The organism is Lysinibacillus sp. CNPSo 3705, assembly GCF_028674935.1.
Lineage (GTDB): Bacteria > Bacillota > Bacilli > Bacillales_A > Planococcaceae > Lysinibacillus.
In genome coordinates this window covers 1-16,744 of the sequence record NZ_JAQZSD010000079.1, presented here as the reverse complement: position 1 = coordinate 16,744, position 16,744 = coordinate 1, and the positions used below count along the sequence as shown (strand labels likewise).

Sequence of the window (16,744 nt, the reverse complement as noted above, 5' to 3'; positions counted from 1 at the left end):
CAGGAACAAGCTGAGGATATTGCACATAATTGGCACTATGATGGAGAATATTCTTTTTATGATATAGAAGCTGATGAAGAAGATTTAGCTGAATTTTTAGACCCAGAAACAAGAGGTAATTCAATGTTTGCAGTTTTGAAAGAGGATGAAATCATTGGTTTCTTCAGTGTTAACAAAGTAGCTTCTAATATTTATGATATAGGTTTAGGAATGAGACCAGACTGGACTGGTGGTGGTAGAGGGTTAGAATTTCTAAATGCAGGTATTGATTTTGTCCAATCAAGATTTACACCAGATAAAATTATATTATCAGTGGCAACTTTTAATCAAAGAGCGATAAAAATATATAGAAAAGTTGGGTTTAAAGATATTGATACATTTATGCAAGATACAAATGGTAGCACATATGAATTTCTAAGAATGGCTTATGAATGCTAATTTAAAGGTTCCTTTGTTCAATTAAATGGCGACGATTGTTCAATTAGAGCAATCGCTTCTTGTGCTAACGGTGCAGAATAGTTGCAGAGTGGTTTGAAGTTTGTTATCCAAAAGTAGGATATGTTGATTAATGAAAAATGCATTAGAATAATAATCAGTAGAGATGAAGAAAGTCCCTACTGATTAAAGTTTCACTTTATATAATTTGGCTTACTTACTTTATCAATTAGTAGAATGCCATCATATTGATCACGTGGAACTAGACTTTCCTCCATGATTCCCCAGCTATATGATAAGCGAGGCTCAAACATCCATGAGTTCCCTCGTTCATTTTGACGGTTGCGTAAGTCGATAAATGTGTAAGGTTCATTTGTCGATGAAAGAATATCCTCGATTGATCCTTTTATTGGTGGTAAGACAGTCATTGGTTCTCGCAGATTGTTTGCAGTTTCACCACTAGCCATATAAAGACCAAGTACATAGCTATAATTTTTGTAGATATCTGGTAGACGTTCACCCATCGATTTTACTGGATAAGGAGAACCCATTACTTCGGATTGTGCTTTACGAATATGGTCATTATGCGCCCAGACGATAAACTTTTCAGTTGGATAAATCTCTTCCGCTAACCAAAGTAGGTTTTCCATCATCGCTTGGTCACGCCATTCTTCTGTCTTTAAATAAGAATCATCTTTATCTTGTTCAAGTTCAATAGTTGCTTTTATTGATAGTTCTACATATTCGTCTGCTAAACGGATACGGTCAGCTAAAGTACGTTCCATTAGCTTTACAATATGAGGTTCGCTCGGATAAGCCGCTTTTAACTCTTTTTCTTTAAGTTGTACTTGTGATTTTACTTGTTCATATACTGCGATAATGCTTGGTTTTACCCTTTGATAGCTCTTTAACTCCTTACTGAAGCTCCATTCTGCAAGTTGCTTCTCTGCATCACTGAACTGTTTAGCAAGCTGACTATTTTGTAGCCAGTCACAGTTCGTAAATGCACCTTGCTGTTGAATATCAAAACCTGCTAATTTTAATGGTTTATCTGTATTCTGTGTTTTTTTACTATATTCAAATAACGGTAGTGTTTCTTTTGCCCACCAGACACGAAAAATAGCATCCTTCATCGTTTGTTGCGCTGTTTGTTTATCAATTTGACCTTGGGCATTCATGGCATTCCCCAAACCACTTTCAAAGGCAAGAACGTTGTAGCCCATTTCTTGGTGTAGAAATTGAATAATACGTGTTTTTGCTAGGTTAAATTCAGCCACACCATGGGAACTTTCCCCTAAAAAAACGATACGCTTATCATGCAATAAAGGCTTAAGCATCTCTAAATCTTCAAATTTACTTGATGGAATTTTTTGTTGACCAATTGTTTCAGGTTGAATAGATGTCAAGCTGTATGCATGGTCATTTGTCCACTTATTCCAATCATGCAAAGTTTCATTGGATGTGCGGGCTTGCGTTGCTTCCGAATTATTTTCTAACGCTACACGCTCTTCTATTGCCGGAACTGCCGCTGATGCATTTGATACTCCGTTAAACGTAACAAAGCTTGTTAGAGCAATACTTAATGAAAATAAAGTCTTACGTTTCTTACCTTCTAACACTCTCAATCAGTCCTTCTCTATGTATTAAGACCAATAATAAGCAATTAAGCTTAAATTTCTTTTAAATTTTGTTTAAATTTGGCTTATTAATATATTTTTGGTTTATCAACAAAAGTTGTGGACACCATTATTTTAAATATATGCCCTGTATATTAGTTGATTGGAGGTTGGGTGACTGTTATTAAACAAACGGGGTATTCGCATCCAGAAATAATTGATCTTTATTATAAAAACCAAACGAGATAAATCGTGTAGGAGGGAGTGATTAACTCACGACCTCTCACACCACCGTACGTACGGTTCCGTATACGGCGGTTCAACTAAGAAGAATAACACAAAGTTTCGTAACGACTTTGCAGACTTTTCAGCCCTTTGCTTTCCCAATAGGAATTGCCGAGGATTCTGTGTAATAAGGGGCTTTTTGGGATGCGCCAGTATCCTTTACGGGTATTTCCCCATTCGTATGCTTTTCCGTATGGAACTTTTAAACGAATGAGATTTCTGACTCTCGTTCGGGGCTTCTTCCGATTCTTCCATAGACACATTAGCAACCTCCTTTTTATCCAACTATCCAGTCTGCTGAATATTGAAGGGGTTTCTGCAAGCGCAAAATATCTTGCACCAACCAATTAGATACTGGTTTAATTTCTCGATACGATATTCCATTGGAAATGGCATCTTTCTAGAGGTAATAGGCGAATACTAAAATTAGCTTCGAAAACAGATACAATATGTTTAAAGAGCTCTTGTCATATTGGGAATTTTATTCTGTTGGATGCCTACAATCGATTATAATTGTGGGCATTCTTTTATTTAATTTTCTACATAATGAACTTACTAATTTAGTTGTCTATTGTAAATCGTTAATCATACATATGCCAAAAGTAAAAAAAATAATCAAAACAATGCCAAAAGTTATAGGTAAATTCAACTGAAATCAATATAACAATTTTAAATACGTGGGTATTAAAACTAAGTAGCTTGAAAAGGTTGGTATTACTGTATTGGCAAATATATCGTTAAAAAATTGGCGAAGATATACTTAAAATCACATTTATATAAAAATAAAGCCGAAACACTTTACTCACCATTTACAGGCGGTGGTAGTTTTGAATTAGCAATGTTAGAAGCTGGAGTAGTGAACCGGATTGTATTAAATGATTTAGATTTCGGGGTGTACTCGCTGTGGTGGAGTATTCTGTATATGCCAGATGAATTGATTTATCGTATACGGCATGCACAGCCAACACATAAAGATTATTTCAAGACTCAACAACAAATAAAAAACAAGTTTGTAGGAATGAACTCAATAGAAGCTGCTTGGGCAACATTACTTGTAAATAGATTAGCCTATAGCGGTATTAGTAAAGCGAATCCGCTCGGAGGCAAACACGGCAGTAGAGAAAAGCTTCTTGCACGTTGGAATCCGAAAACATTGATTAATAATATACAGTATATTGCCAAACAGCATGAAAACATCGAACTCCATTGTAAAGATGCATATGAATTTATGGTAGAGTCATATTGGGACGACAATGGTGTACTGTTTATTGATCCCCCGTACGTAATAAAAGGTGCTGCACTATACAACATTGCTATGACGTTAGATGAACATAGAAAGCTAGGTGTCCACTTAGATTTACTGTATCAAGGATTTAGTGGAGCGAACATCATAGTCACATATGATTTCAATAAAATAACAGCTAAAATGTTTGAATCGGCAACTGAAACTATTGTAGTTAGGCGTCGATATTCAATTTAATTATTCAATATAACATTTTTATTACTGAACAATTTGAGCATTATCAAGACCTAATTTTAAAAAAGATAGGAAATTTAAAGGGTTCTACATATTAGATATGACTAATATGTAGAACCCTTTCCTTTTTTTACTACTTAAATGATTCAAAATGAGCTGTAACCCATTTGTTTTCGTTTTCTGAAATATACTGTTCAGCAAGAATCAATCTTTGGGCAAGTTCTTGCTTTGATAGTTTCATATACTTCCTATGAAGATTGTCAAGATTACGATCAGTTTTAAGCATTTGGAAATTAACGTCCAGATTCAAGTTGTTTGGTTTAATTCCTTTACTATTTTCTCTCTGTTTAAAGGTTGTTTAATTAGTGATAATACTATCAGTAGTTTCTTTTGGTATAGAAGTATCGAGACTAAAGAAAAAGCGATTACCATAACTAGATAATCACCTTTTCACTTTTAGTAATCCCTATTTAAGGAAGAGTTACTGTAAAGCTTTCAAATTCGAAATCAGTTCCTTCAAAAGGTTTTAATTCAGTTTTTGTTTCATTGCCTTCATTATCAACTTCCACACTAGTTCCTCCATTGTGGAATTTAATGTACGGGATAACTGTCAATGTCTTTACATTATCTCTAATTGGGTCAATTAGTCGAGCACCAGTCATATTTTCCATGCCATTGATTATTTGAATTTCACTGCCACCTGAATGAGACATCAGTTCGTTTCCTTTATCATCAACTACTTTAAAATCTATATTTCCATTAGATAAGTAATTTATTTTTTCTGATTTTGCATTAAAGATAAATTGCATTCCAGCTGGACTTACTTTTAAATCAGAGACAGTAAGTTCTATGCCTTTTATTTCTTGGGTATGGTTAATGGCAACAGATTGGACTTTTGATTTCTTACTTACGGGATTTAAGAAATCCCACTGTTTTCCATCCTCACCTGTAAAAGTCACACCAAGTGTAAAAGCTTCAGGCAAATCATCAATTGAATTTGAATCTATGTTAATGATACCAGTTCTTTTGGTAGGTGATATTTCCGTTTCACTATAAGTGCCTGCGTGTGAAAATGCTTTTCCGTTTATTGTGAGTTGAGGCCCAGATGATAAATAGAATTCTCCAATTGGATTCTCTGATGTCATTGAAAATCCTATTGTTAAACGTGTCTCATCATAGAAAACTTCATCAAGTGTAATAGAAGTTTGTCCAACACTTTTCGTAGCACCTAATATATTTGTTAAACCTTGATCGTGTACCTGTTCTAAGCCTGGATCTCTAGACTCACTAAAGACCGTCCCTATAATTGGAATTTTTGAAACTATATTAGCCATAGCAGGTGAAACAGTTGCCGAACTAATTAACAAAATGAATGCGACGGCAGCAGTACTTACGCTATATAACATTTTATTTCGTTTAGACCTTTTTCTTTTATGCACATTCCCTTGAAACGTATTCAAAATAATTGCATCTAATTTTTCAGTCGGGACATGAATATTATTAATTTCTTCCTTAAACAATCGAGTTTTGTCTGTCATCTAAATAAACCCCCTTTAATTTTAGCCTTAACCCTTCTAATCCACGACGTATATTCGTCTTCACCGTACCTTCAGGACAGTCTAGAAACGTTGCTATTTGTTTAACTGTAAAATCATGATAAAAACGCAGAAGCAAGACAGTTTTGTATTTTTCCTCAATTTCGTCCATAGCTTGAAGAAGATCAAGATGTTCCTCGCTTTGAATGTTCTTAACATCTCCAATCTGATCAAACATCTCATTACTAATTGGCACAATCTTTTGTTTCTTGTTTAATGTTGCTATTGCTGTGTTAATTAAAATTCTCATCAGCCAAGTAGAAAAATAATCGTTATTTTTCAATGTTTGGATTGAATTTAAAGCTTTATACAGGCTTTCCTGAAAAACCTCAAGCGCATCATTTTCATTTCGCATATACACATATGCCGTTCGGTACATTTTTTCTTTTTCTTCGTGAATAAGCATCTGAAATGCCTCTGTATCACCTTTTTTTGCACGTTTTACTAACTTTGATTTTATATCCAATTTAAAACCTCCCTTCCTTTCACACTAATTAGAGAGTTTAGGACAACAAAACGATTCAAATTTATTAAAAAAAATTGGAATTCATTCAGTCTGGAAACATAAATTTCAATGAAACAGAAAATTAAGAGCTTAGAGAGGTTTTTAATCGTTACTTTTGGTTTAGAAAAAAGTTTGATTATAAATTACTCAAAACTCTTGATTTTACTGTATACAAAAAGCTGTCATTTTGAATAAAGATTGATCAAAATGACAGCTTTCTCTTATTAATAATAACTGTTTTCTACAAAAAAGATTGATTGATTATTTTAAATCTCCTTATTCCACTAAAGCTCCCCGTTAGCCATCCATGTAGCGCAAAAACCAGCGCTACACCACAGAAAATGAAAGATGATTAAGTTCTTTCATGGGAGTTGAATAAGAAGGGGAGAATCCTCCCTCATAACTTCTTATAAACTTCTGCGTAAGCAACTTTCAGTTGTTCCCTTAATTGCTTGTTTTCTTCTTCTAACTTTTGATTTTTTCTTTTTAGAGATGCAATGAGGGCATCTTTATTGTTTTCGTTCATTACTCGCTTCACTTGTTTTGGTGTAGGTACTTGTGATTGTTGATTTCGTAATGTTTCAATTCTCGAACGGAAGTCCTTATTGTTATATAAGGTTGCTTTTGAAACATCAGCTTCACTTGCTACACTGTTAAAGTTTATTTTCTCATTGGCTCTTATGAGCCTTTTAATGGCTTCATCTACCTTTTGAGAAGTAGTAGCCTTACGATTAGTATGAATGGTTTTCAAGTGGGCAGAACGGTCATATTCAGCCATTTGGAACACCTAACTTTCTTTTCATTCGATCTTGCCTTCCAAAGATAATATTTCCTTCTTGGAGGGTGTTTAAAATGTTTTGATAACGTTGTAAGTTCTTTTCGTTCTTCTCGGCAACATCTATTCGCCCTTGTTGTTTTGCAACTTCAATGGCTTTGGTAGTTGTTTTAATGTGTAATTCGTACTTTTGTTGATCTAACTCTGAAAAACCAACAGCTAAGTCTTTACATGGCGTTTGATTGTCACCACAAGTGAGACAGGGAGGGGCTTCCATATGCGGGCAGTTCCCGTTTAAACGAGCATGGCATGTTCCATAGGGGTTGTCCATCGCATTGAGTTTATGATCCTGCCATAAGGCATCAAGTATGTCGGTTGGTATGTCTTCTCCTGCTTTTATTTCTTGTACTTCACCGTTTAAGTCGAAACTAAAAACTCCTTGTTTCATAACTGATTCAAAGGCGTCTCTTTTGGTTTCATCTAATAGTTTAGCGTATCGCATTGTCATTTCTGGAGAAGCATGAGCTAAAAGCTCTTGAACAGTTAGAATATCTGCACCACTATTTATCATTTTCACTCCATAAGTATGTCGAAACTGATGCATCGCGAAATGAAAGAGATTGCCGTTTTCGTCAGTGATATTCACTTTTTTTGCCAATATATTTAGTGCGCTATTAACCCAATTTTGACCATATGGTTGTCCTTTTCGTTTTCCACGATACCGCACAAAAATATAATCCTTTGGATTATTATCTTGATTACTATATTTTTTTGATTTATCGATTAGAACGGCAAGGATTCCTGATAACTCTTCATCAATTGGAATACGATGTTCTTTCACATAGGTTTTTCTTATATCTGTTACTATAGAGTATTGCCCGTTTAGTTGAACTAAGCAGTCAAAGGTTAGTTCTAATGCATCGGATATTCTAAGCCCTGTTTTAAATGCCACCCAAACAATCGGAACAATATCTTTATGTAATTCATCTAGATGAGAAAAAAGCTGCTCTAAGACAAAATCCGGAATGTAATCGATTTGGTCAGCGGATTTTTCTCGTGGTTTAGGCCTATCTTCAGGAAAAATCAACAATCTTACATGTTTTTCAGGAGCTATTTCATACTCATATCGTTGAATATCTTCAAGAAATTTTTGTATAGTGCCTAATGCTATTGATATATATGCTTCAGGATGTGCATTCTTTTGTTTCAGTTGAATTTGAGTATATTCATGTAGATATTCGATGTATTTTTCTATGTGCTTTCGCTTTAAAGCTTTTAAATCTTTCCATTTTGGTTCTAGTGTAAATACAAATGTAAAAAAAGATGGTAAAAACGTTACATAATTTAATGCCGTACCCCATGCGAATTTATTTTTACTAAGTAATCGTTGCTTAAAATACTTTTTGACTTGCTCACGAATGGTAGTAGGTATCTTTGAGAAATCAATATAATATTGGTATTTGCTTTTATTATAATTAATACCGTATCTATCATGTAAATGACGAACATCCCATCTATCCTTTTCCCACTCTTCTCGTTTATCTGTGTATTGCGAAAGGGCTGTGTAAATAGTTCTTAGAAAACGTGCAACAGGGGATTTACCTATATCGTCTTTCTGGAGCTTTCTTCTTCTTATTTGTTGAGTTTGTATCCCTTTTTTATTCAACCAAAATATATACTCTCGTTCTGCTTTTTCAATATCCAAATCCAACACTGATGATAGTTTGGGGTACTTTTCGTTTATGAACTCTGTCACTCGTCTTAATGGCGGTTGATTTACAAAGGCATACGTGATTGACCAAAAATCGTTAAATAAATGTTGGTAAAAGACATATTTCACTTCTAAGTTAAGCAAAGGATTATTGAATCGAAAATGAACATTTTGGTTTGAATGCTTATGGTTCTCTACCACTTCTTTAAATTGTTTAATTTCACCTATATCGTTGATTTTCCATTTGTCGTTGACGAGGAAATAGGGGTTACTTACTTGTTCAACCAAAACCGAGCCATCTTCGTGTATTGTTTTTTCAAAATAAGTTGAAAGTTCTTTTTCTAAACCTTCATGAAATCCTATTTCTTCTGATCCAATAATCTTCATTTGCTTCATCCAAGTCACTCCTTTTAGTCATTTTTCTTTAGGTTAAATGCAGGTTGTGCCTTATTCCAATCTTCTCGAATATCTTCGTCAGAAGGATGTAAATATAAGTTCATTGTTGTTTGGATATGAGCGTGTCCTAATCGTTCTTGCACTTGTTTGATATCCTTTGTTTGCTGATAGTAAATTGTAGCGTGTGTATGCCGAAATAGGTGAGGGTGTAGATTTATCCCTGTTTTCTTTTTTAAACGCTTAAATAGGGATTCTACGTTCCAATATTCCATCGGTTTTCCCACATCTTTTCCTCGCAGTTTTACAAAAACAAAGTTTGTATCCAATTCTAATTCATCAAGGACTTCATACAAATAATCGTCATATAAATCCATTAAGGACTGTGAAACATAAATTTCTCGTTCACCAGTCTTTAACATCGCACCATTTTCTAATTCCCCTCGATCCACTAAACGAATTTGATGTCCCTTGCCATGATCAAAAATGAAATCCTCCATGAAAAGAGCGAGAGCTTCTCCAATACGAAATCCCGTTTCATATAACAATTGAATCAGGAACTTATCTCGGATATTCGTAGTTGCTTGTAATACTTGTTGTATTTGTTCCTTCGTTAGTGTATTTACTTTTTTACGTGGTTCATTTAATTTAAGTACGTTTCTTGTGGAGGGCTTATCTTTAGTAATATGGTGTAAGAAGCTTTTGTAATGTTTGTTACCTCCAGTGAACACTTGTTTCATTAACTTTTCCATCATGTCATTTTGTACTTCTTCATTTCGAAATAAATAGTCTAAAAGTTTGCTATAACTGTGATGGTATGGTTAACTGTTGTTTCTGCTCGTATTGCTATTTCTTGTTTAATCGGAGCGACTTTGGCATTTCCATAAGGACTTCTTAACCATCCCACAAAGTCTACCAAATCCTCTAATCGAATATGTTTATAATCTTTGTTCACTTCTTTCAAATAGGTAAAAAAATGCTTTAAGGAATAGCAATACGATTTCTGCGTATTAAAGCTTTTCCCTGTCTTATCTAAATACTTTATGTATTTCATGGCTGCTAGTACGGGTATTCCTTCTTGGTCGAGTAATATATATCGCTTAATGTTATTTTCTAAAATAACCTCCTGAACTCTCATAGCACTTTCCCCCCCTAAAAAGTAATAGTAACGCTCATTTTCTAACTGATTATATTTCGATATGGACTATATTCACTATAAAAACAAACGTACGTTCTCTTACATTATATACATATTAGACTAATATTTCAAAACCCAGTTAATAAATCTAATATGTATTGAAAAAGAGGATATATGCTCATATATTGAACATACTATCCTCTTAATAGTTTAGTCTATTTAAAGAGGGAATTGTAACGTTCGTGTTTGGATTCGGGAAAGACCGTTCGACAAGACTTATTAACGATGGAGTGCATATTAGACCTTATTCTGTTCGTGAATGGGCTAGACTCCAGGGTTTTCCTGATTGGTTCATATTTGAGGGGACTGATAATGATGCTTATAAGCAGATAGGGAATGCGGTTCCTACGGATATGGGTAGATGGCTAGGTACGGAAATAATAAGGTACTACAATTATTGAAAACTATATAAAAATAATTTCTCTCATTAGAATTAACAAATTTGGAGGTAATATTTATGAAATCAACAGGAATTGTAAGAAAAGTGGATGAGTTAGGCCGTATAGTTATCCCTATAGAATTACGTAAAAATTTACATATCCAAGAGAAGGACCCAGTAGAAGTTTTTGTGGAGAAAGATTCAATTATACTAAAAAAATATACACCTAATATGACTTGTGCTATTACAGGTGAGGTTTCTGATGAAAACATTAAATTACTTAACGGTGAATTAATATTAAGTCCTTTAGGCGGAGAGTACTTAATCCAAGAAATTAAATTAGCTCTGCAAAACCATAGTTCAAAATAAAAAATAACAAATTCAACTTGCAGCATACACTTGTATGCTGTTTTTTGCTTATCCTAGATTTTAACAATTGAGTTGTAATATAATAGTTTTAGTATTTTATTACCACTAAATACTAGAATCTATGCACTGGGCTTAATTATATTGGAGGAAATGCTTATGGGACTTAATGAAGGGAATGTCCAAAAATTATTAGACTGGACATATGAGAAGGTTTTAAATGGTGCACCAGGTTCTGATACAGTGTACGAGCTTTCAAATAGCTATTTAACGAAACATCCGACCAAAGATAAGGCCATTGATAGCCTAATTCGCTGGCAACAAGGAAAAGCAGGAGCAAATGGTTTTGCAGCAGGATTAGGAGGAATTGTTGTTATGCCAGTAGCTATTCCTGTTAATCTCGCTTCTGTAATATATATGCAAATGCGAATGATTGCTGCCATTGCTCATATTCGTGGGTATGATTTAAAGGATGATCAAGTGCAAACTTTTGTATATGCGTGTTTAACAGGACAATCCGCTTCCGAAGTAGTTAAACAAAGTGGTATTAAAATTGCTTCCAAGATTGGTGAAGCTCAAATTAAAAGAATACCAGGTGAAGCTATAAAGCAGATTAATCAAAAAGTTGGTTTTAGATTAATAACAAAGTTTGGTGAAAAGGGTGCTGTTAATTTAGGTAAGATGGTTCCATTTTTAGGAGGGGTAGTTGGTGCAACATTTGATGCTTCAACTACCTATGCCATAGGAAAAGCTGCTAAAAAAACATTTATTGAAGGCGGTTATGATAATGATGACAGAATTATTATAGATATTTGATAAATCACAATCCTTACCAATTACGGTAAGGTTAAATATGACATAAAATAATGAAATCAAAATTATTAAGGTGGGAAAAGTGTAATGAATAATAAATATTATGAAGAACGAGTGATTGCCTTTATCGATATTCTTGGTTTTCAGGAACATGTAACTCGTAGTGAAACAGATGCTAATCATTCGGAGAGACTCCACAATGCGCTTGCATACCTCTCTTCGATAAAAACTGATAATTATAAAGGGGCTTATCCACAAAATGATTTAGGGAGAGAAGTGTCAGTTTTTTCGGATTCAATTGTAATTTCATATCCTTTAACTTTTAAATCGGCAAGTTTTTATTTGCTATTAGATATAATACATATTCAGTTGGATATGATGAATGCAGGTATTTTAGTACGTGGTGGAGTAACTGTAGGAAAATTATATCACAGTGATGGGGTTGTATATGGTCCTGCGATGAATGAAGCTTATCAAATTGAGAGTAAATATGCTATCTACCCACGTGTTGTTGTAGAAAAAAAAGTAATTATAGAAGGGGTAAAAAATAGTCTTCATGATCCTTTATTAGAACTAGAATACATTAAAGGGCTTATAAAAGAAGATGAGGATCACCAATTTTTTATTGATTATATATCCCAATGGCAAGAAATAGATGATGAAGAATCTTATTTATATGCTTTAGACGTTACTAAGGACTTAGTAGTAAATGAAATACAAAAACAAACAAACCCTAATATTTTGTTGAAATATAATTGGTTAAAACGTTACTACAATAGCACACTTGACAAATTAAATTCAAATTACACAAAAGATCGCTATATTAAATAGCTACCAAGAGAGTTTAAACAATTGGGCAGTTATGTGTTTGTACAAGCATAATTGCCCAGAAATAGATTTTACAAATAACTGTAACTAATACGAGGTGGCATATGGAAAAATTTATTAATGAAGTACGAGAAGATGTAGCAGTTAGAAAAGTATGCTATCTATTATTTTCAATGGGAGAAAGTTCTTACAATATAGATTCTATTCACAGATTTTCAAAAAAAGAAGGCTATAAAACTAGGATACAAGCATGTTTAGAGCGTATTGCTAATATAAAGAAAGAAATGGATTTATCTAACGAGATGATTATTAATCATATAGAACATATATAAAGGCATTGCGTTGAACGCGATGCCTTTTATTTTTGTTCAATTAAACATATTTGTTTTTAAATTTAATGTATAAATTATGGTATGTAAAAGATAAATTTGGGTTTTACTTTCTTAATATTAGGTTAGGGAGAGAGCCACAATAACTGCTATTCGTACATTACTAGATAAAGTAAAAGCACAATCAAATGGAAGATGATATTCGGGAAATCTTTAAAGGAAATTATGTATGAAGCTTGTATAGAAAAAGAGTTGGAGAAGTGAAATGGTGCCGAAGTAACTATTTCATCTTACATCCTCTTCACCTACTTTCAGTACAAAAAAAGACCAACCATTTTATAAGTTACCATTCATTAAACAGGTATTTTTATGTTTGAATTAGGCCATTTTAAGGTAAGCTACCTAGCACATATTAACTTCAGAAGGAGTAGTGTTTTATGAAAGTTACAATAAAGGAAATTAATGTTTTCCGATTTCCACAACACAGTGCTGAAATTGACATATTACCATCAGAGGAAAAATCAAAGATGGATACACTGGTCGAAGAAATAGCTAACAGCTTTGTGAATGGAACCTCACCGATTGTGGCCTATATAATTGTGGGGCATGCTGATAATGATCCACAGGGCTCAGATTTCGAGATGCAGGTAAGTATCTCACGTGCAGAAGCAGCAAAAGAGTGGCTGATAAAGCAAGGCAAAATACGAGTTCAACAACTCGGAGGCGACCCGTCGGAATTAGATTATGCAGAATTCTCTTTATTCGGATATGGAGCAAGCGATCCTTACACACAGGTACAAACTTTTCCAGAACGAGAAATGAACCGAAGAATTGTAATAAAGTATGCTGCAGTCGAAATTGATCCACCGATAGGTGCAATAGGATTTCTACCTAATCTGACACGTGCAACTACATTGATGCAGTTACAGCCGACAGATGATCGCATTACACGTATTCGTTGTGCGTTGGCAAAGTTAGTGGATCCAGCGACAGATGATACCTACTTCGATTGGATTGAGCTAAGTAAGGTAGATGGTAGTCTTAAAGGAAAGGATGAACAACAGATTCTCGCTCTCGCAAAAAGCATTATACGTTCTCTACGTCGTGATATTGCAAACAACAATCTTTATGGATTTCCATTTGTCCCTGATGATGTAGTAATTCAAAACCTACTTCAATGGGAGGAAAATATTCGTAATACTAAGAACAAACTATATCAAAGAGAAGTAGCAGAAGGAATTGGAGCAGGGCCGGTACACAAGTCAGCAGGGCGATACATTGTACGGAATCAGGATAATCCAAATAGTATCCTAAGTTGTTTTAAGAACACTTAAAAAATAGTATTGATATTTCCAGTAGTTTAATCTCATAGTTCAGTGCTTCAGGAGCATTTTAAATAGTTTTCAATTTCTAAGGAAAAGAGTGGTAAGAATGCAATCAGTTAATCTACCTTATACACAAGGAATGAATTATGGAATGGGTATAAACCTTATTACTGGGGAAGTAGCGGGAAAAATTGTAGAACCAGGACAAGAAACTGGGCCTAGAAATGCTGAAGGAGGTAAAGCATCCTATAATTTAGATATTATTCGTTCTTACGAAGATTTACAGACTTCCATGGGAATCGATGTAGAGGCAAGTGGACACTATGGTCTGTTTAACGCTGAGGGGAAATTTGCCTTTACCAATCAGACTAGATTTAATTCACAGTCTACTTTTGTCTTTGCACGAGTGGTTGTGGAAAATGCATTTTTACAGTGCGAGGATGCTCTACTTGATGAAACCAATGGTGCTCCTTTGATTAAACAAGGAAAAGAAGATTTGTTCCGCAAGCGTTTTGGTGATGGATTTGTACGTGGTATACGAACAGGTGGAGAGTTCTTTGCCGTTATGGAAGTTTCTTCTTCTTCTAAAACAGAACAAAATGAAGTTGCAGCGCAACTAAAGGTAGCTTGTCAAGGGATCATTGCTGGTGGGGAAGTTAACTCGAGTCTTAGCTCAGAAACAAAGGAAAAAATGGAACGAAGCGATATTCATATCATAACCTATCAACAAGGTGGAAAAGAGGATGAAATTTCACTGGTAAAAGATATAAACGATGTGTTGAATCGACTACGCGATTTTCCTAAAATAGTAACCAAAAATCCAACACCTTACTCAGTTCAAGTGGCAAATTATACAACCTTAAAAAATTATCCAGAAGGTCCAAGTCCTATTGACATTGAAAATCAAAAAGAGACATTAAAAGAATATGCACAAACCCATTGGAAATTAATTACTGAAAAGAACAATGTTGATTTTTTACAGCTTCATCCAGAATATTTTGTAAATCCACCTGACGCAATACTATGAATAAGTGGAGTGATTACATCACAGACCAGATAAATCAACTTAAAAAGAAAGCATCTAGATGTGCTTTAGATTTGACAAGTTGTGAATCATTCCCATTAAATTTACCACGAGGATACCAAATGCCTGAAAGAAAACCAGATGCTCCGAATGTTCCGGATGTTCCAAATGAGCATCATGAGAATACCACTCCCACTCCAACTAATAATCATCTACCACCTGATTTCAAATCTTCCTGGGTAGTGAAACAAATAGATTCTTTAGGGAACATTATTCACCGATAGGGGGAGTCCTGTCAATAAATTAAAACCAAATATCATAATGCTAAGGGAAAACAAACTTAAAAAATTTGGGACAAAAAAGGCAACAAGGGAAACAGACTTAGTTGCCTTTTTGTTTAATCTAAACTCTTATGGTAAAAGAGTAGGCGCGGGAGCTATAGAAGAGCTTCACCTTAATGATTTAGATTATGGAATATACTCATTATGGTGGACAATTTTACATATGTCTGCAGAGCTAATTTATCGTATTAATAATACTCAGCCATCAAGGGAACAGTATTTCAAAGCTCAGCAGAATATAAAGCAAGGATTTAAAGGAATGGATATGCTTGATGCAGCGTGGGACACACTAATTGTAAATCGTCTTGCTTACAGTGGTATATCTAAAGCAAATCCATTAGGAGGGAAGAACGGGTCGCAAAAACAACTATTAGCGCGATGGAGCCCGCAATCATTAACAAAACGCATCACCTGCATTGCTAATATGGCGGATAAAATAACATTTATTGTGAGGATGCCTATGGTTTTGTGGAAGAAGCATATTGGAACCAAGAGACCCAAATCTTCATAGACCCACCATATGTAAAGAAAGGCCGAGCACTCTACAATCACTACTATACAGAGTGTCAGCATACTAAGCTTGCTTTTTTATTAAACGAACTTGTATGCCCGGGGCTAACATAATCATTACATACGACTGTGATAGGCTAGTTACCTATAACTATGAACATCAAACAGAGACTCATATCATTGGTAGACGATATTCCATATAATTAGTAAGATTGATCAGCTACTGGTACATTTAAGAAGAGCTACAACCACATTTTTATTGTAAAACCACATTTATATTATCAATTTGTTTATTGCATTTGTTTTTAGATTAAATATATATAATTAATGGCAAGTATGGTATAATAAGAGAGTAACTAGATAGAGGTTTCATGGGCGGTTGGCAATCAATTTTCCACCTATCTTCTTCAATTCTTTGAAGAGAAAGGAGTTGTTGCCAATGACAGTTTTTGAGAGCGTTATGGTTGCTATAAGCTTTGCATCGCTTATAGTTTCAGTAATTGCATTGTCATTTACTTTTTCACAAAAAAAGTAAACCGCCTCTGCCTCGGAAGCATGTGAGTCGGTTTACTTGATCACTTTGCAAATCGCCTTTGAAGCGATTCGTCTTGTTACAAGGCCATTTGGTGCTCGAACACTAAATGGTCTTATTTATTTTATATACATCTTCAATAAGAATTATAACATGTAGCTCTTTTTTTCTCAATTAGAATAGACTCTTATTAGCAATGAATCAATATAAATGAATGTAACGAGGGCAAATATATTGCTCTCTTTTTTAATTTTTATACATTTAATTTAAAATCAAATATTTTAATTTAATACATATAGGTAAATAT

At 34.3% G+C, this 16,744-nt stretch carries 17 protein-coding genes and 2 pseudogenes; 12 read left to right on the top strand and 7 right to left on the bottom strand.

Annotated features, from left to right (window positions below):
* Positions 1-438: GNAT family N-acetyltransferase (locus tag PVA17_RS22050; RefSeq protein ID WP_274068976.1), on the top strand; the 438-nt coding region annotated here is incomplete at its 5' end.
* Between the two features lie 191 nt (positions 439-629).
* Here the strand turns inward: PVA17_RS22050 and PVA17_RS22045 are convergent.
* Together PVA17_RS22045 and PVA17_RS22040 are read right to left on the bottom strand one after the other, a co-directional pair.
* A complete protein-coding gene (locus PVA17_RS22045; RefSeq protein ID WP_483308046.1) occupies positions 630-2,060 on the bottom strand; it encodes an erythromycin esterase family protein in 1,431 nt (476 codons plus the stop codon).
* A gap of 314 nt (positions 2,061-2,374) precedes the next feature.
* A pseudogene (locus tag PVA17_RS22040) lies at positions 2,375-2,747 on the bottom strand (group II intron maturase-specific domain-containing protein); the annotation flags it as partial.
* Positions 2,748-3,081: 334 nt separating this feature from the next.
* On the opposite strand from PVA17_RS22040, the gene PVA17_RS22035 reads away from it, so the two are divergent.
* Positions 3,082-3,816: a DNA adenine methylase gene (locus PVA17_RS22035; protein ID WP_274068975.1), complete on the top strand. Its 735-nt coding sequence runs from the start codon at positions 3,082-3,084 to the stop codon at positions 3,814-3,816.
* 467 nt (positions 3,817-4,283) lie between these two features.
* On the opposite strand, the gene PVA17_RS22030 is transcribed toward PVA17_RS22035, so the two are convergent.
* The 5 genes and pseudogenes from PVA17_RS22030 to PVA17_RS22010 all read right to left on the bottom strand — a co-directional run bounded on the left by PVA17_RS22030 (position 4,284) and on the right by PVA17_RS22010 (position 9,930).
* Entirely contained in the window at positions 4,284-5,351 is a 1,068-nt protein-coding gene (locus PVA17_RS22030; RefSeq protein WP_274068974.1) for a DUF4179 domain-containing protein, read from the bottom strand.
* Positions 5,326-5,874 (bottom strand): sigma-70 family RNA polymerase sigma factor, encoded by a 549-nt coding sequence (locus PVA17_RS22025; RefSeq protein ID WP_274068973.1) that lies wholly within the window; start codon positions 5,872-5,874, stop codon positions 5,326-5,328. The genes PVA17_RS22030 and PVA17_RS22025 overlap by 26 nt, the downstream gene beginning before the upstream one ends.
* A gap of 436 nt (positions 5,875-6,310) precedes the next feature.
* The gene (locus tag PVA17_RS22020) at positions 6,311-6,691 is read right to left on the bottom strand and encodes a DUF6262 family protein (RefSeq protein ID WP_274068972.1); all 381 of its coding nucleotides are present in this window, start codon (positions 6,689-6,691) and stop codon (positions 6,311-6,313) included.
* Positions 6,684-8,795, bottom strand: a complete 2,112-nt coding sequence (locus PVA17_RS22015; protein ID WP_274068971.1) for a tyrosine-type recombinase/integrase — start codon at positions 8,793-8,795, stop codon at positions 6,684-6,686. Before PVA17_RS22015 ends, PVA17_RS22020 begins: the two co-directional genes overlap by 8 nt.
* Positions 8,796-8,809: 14 nt before the next feature.
* Positions 8,810-9,930, bottom strand: a pseudogene (locus PVA17_RS22010) (tyrosine-type recombinase/integrase).
* A 242-nt stretch (positions 9,931-10,172) separates the two neighbouring features.
* Between PVA17_RS22010 and PVA17_RS22005 the strand changes: the two are divergent.
* The 10 genes from PVA17_RS22005 to PVA17_RS21960 all read left to right on the top strand — a co-directional run bounded on the left by PVA17_RS22005 (position 10,173) and on the right by PVA17_RS21960 (position 16,440).
* Positions 10,173-10,391: a DNA cytosine methyltransferase gene (locus PVA17_RS22005; RefSeq protein WP_337993626.1), complete on the top strand. Its 219-nt coding sequence runs from the start codon at positions 10,173-10,175 to the stop codon at positions 10,389-10,391.
* Between the two features lie 56 nt (positions 10,392-10,447).
* Positions 10,448-10,738 carry an AbrB/MazE/SpoVT family DNA-binding domain-containing protein gene (locus PVA17_RS22000; RefSeq protein WP_274068970.1) on the top strand — a complete coding sequence of 97 codons (291 nt, stop codon included), beginning with the start codon at positions 10,448-10,450 and terminating at the stop codon, positions 10,736-10,738.
* 156 nt (positions 10,739-10,894) lie between these two features.
* Complete coding sequence (locus tag PVA17_RS21995; protein ID WP_274068969.1) at positions 10,895-11,551, top strand: EcsC family protein; 657 nt, start codon at positions 10,895-10,897, stop codon at positions 11,549-11,551.
* 84 nt (positions 11,552-11,635) lie between these two features.
* The gene (locus PVA17_RS21990; protein WP_274068968.1) at positions 11,636-12,379 is read left to right on the top strand and encodes a hypothetical protein; all 744 of its coding nucleotides are present in this window, start codon (positions 11,636-11,638) and stop codon (positions 12,377-12,379) included.
* Between the two features lie 101 nt (positions 12,380-12,480).
* Positions 12,481-12,708 (top strand): hypothetical protein, encoded by a 228-nt coding sequence (locus PVA17_RS21985; RefSeq protein ID WP_274068967.1) that lies wholly within the window; start codon positions 12,481-12,483, stop codon positions 12,706-12,708.
* A 434-nt stretch (positions 12,709-13,142) separates the two neighbouring features.
* A complete protein-coding gene (locus PVA17_RS21980) occupies positions 13,143-14,039 on the top strand; it encodes an OmpA family protein (RefSeq protein WP_274068966.1) in 897 nt (298 codons plus the stop codon).
* A gap of 97 nt (positions 14,040-14,136) precedes the next feature.
* Complete coding sequence (locus tag PVA17_RS21975; protein ID WP_274068965.1) at positions 14,137-15,057, top strand: hypothetical protein; 921 nt, start codon at positions 14,137-14,139, stop codon at positions 15,055-15,057.
* A gap of 119 nt (positions 15,058-15,176) precedes the next feature.
* Positions 15,177-15,338: a hypothetical protein gene (locus PVA17_RS21970; protein WP_274068964.1), complete on the top strand. Its 162-nt coding sequence runs from the start codon at positions 15,177-15,179 to the stop codon at positions 15,336-15,338.
* 37 nt (positions 15,339-15,375) lie between these two features.
* Positions 15,376-15,906: a DNA adenine methylase gene (locus PVA17_RS21965; RefSeq protein ID WP_274068963.1), complete on the top strand. Its 531-nt coding sequence runs from the start codon at positions 15,376-15,378 to the stop codon at positions 15,904-15,906.
* A 438-nt stretch (positions 15,907-16,344) separates the two neighbouring features.
* Positions 16,345-16,440 carry a putative holin-like toxin gene (locus tag PVA17_RS21960; RefSeq protein ID WP_274068962.1) on the top strand — a complete coding sequence of 32 codons (96 nt, stop codon included), beginning with the start codon at positions 16,345-16,347 and terminating at the stop codon, positions 16,438-16,440.
* Positions 16,441-16,744 lie beyond the last annotated feature (304 nt).

Coding starts and splice junctions, on each gene's coding strand:
- PVA17_RS21980 (WP_274068966.1), top strand. CDS start 13,143: ATGAAAGTTACAATAAAGGAAATTAATGTTTTCCGATTTCCACAACAC.
- PVA17_RS22030 (WP_274068974.1), bottom strand. CDS start 5,351: ATGACAGACAAAACTCGATTGTTTAAGGAAGAAATTAATAATATTCAT.
- PVA17_RS21995 (WP_274068969.1), top strand. CDS start 10,895: ATGGGACTTAATGAAGGGAATGTCCAAAAATTATTAGACTGGACATAT.
- PVA17_RS22015 (WP_274068971.1), bottom strand. CDS start 8,795: ATGAAGCAAATGAAGATTATTGGATCAGAAGAAATAGGATTTCATGAA.
- PVA17_RS22000 (WP_274068970.1), top strand. CDS start 10,448: ATGAAATCAACAGGAATTGTAAGAAAAGTGGATGAGTTAGGCCGTATA.
- PVA17_RS22020 (WP_274068972.1), bottom strand. CDS start 6,691: ATGGCTGAATATGACCGTTCTGCCCACTTGAAAACCATTCATACTAAT.
- PVA17_RS21960 (WP_274068962.1), top strand. CDS start 16,345: ATGACAGTTTTTGAGAGCGTTATGGTTGCTATAAGCTTTGCATCGCTT.
- PVA17_RS21990 (WP_274068968.1), top strand. CDS start 11,636: ATGAATAATAAATATTATGAAGAACGAGTGATTGCCTTTATCGATATT.
- PVA17_RS21970 (WP_274068964.1), top strand. CDS start 15,177: ATGCCTGAAAGAAAACCAGATGCTCCGAATGTTCCGGATGTTCCAAAT.
- PVA17_RS21985 (WP_274068967.1), top strand. CDS start 12,481: ATGGAAAAATTTATTAATGAAGTACGAGAAGATGTAGCAGTTAGAAAA.
- PVA17_RS21965 (WP_274068963.1), top strand. CDS start 15,376: ATGCTAAGGGAAAACAAACTTAAAAAATTTGGGACAAAAAAGGCAACA.
- PVA17_RS21975 (WP_274068965.1), top strand. CDS start 14,137: ATGCAATCAGTTAATCTACCTTATACACAAGGAATGAATTATGGAATG.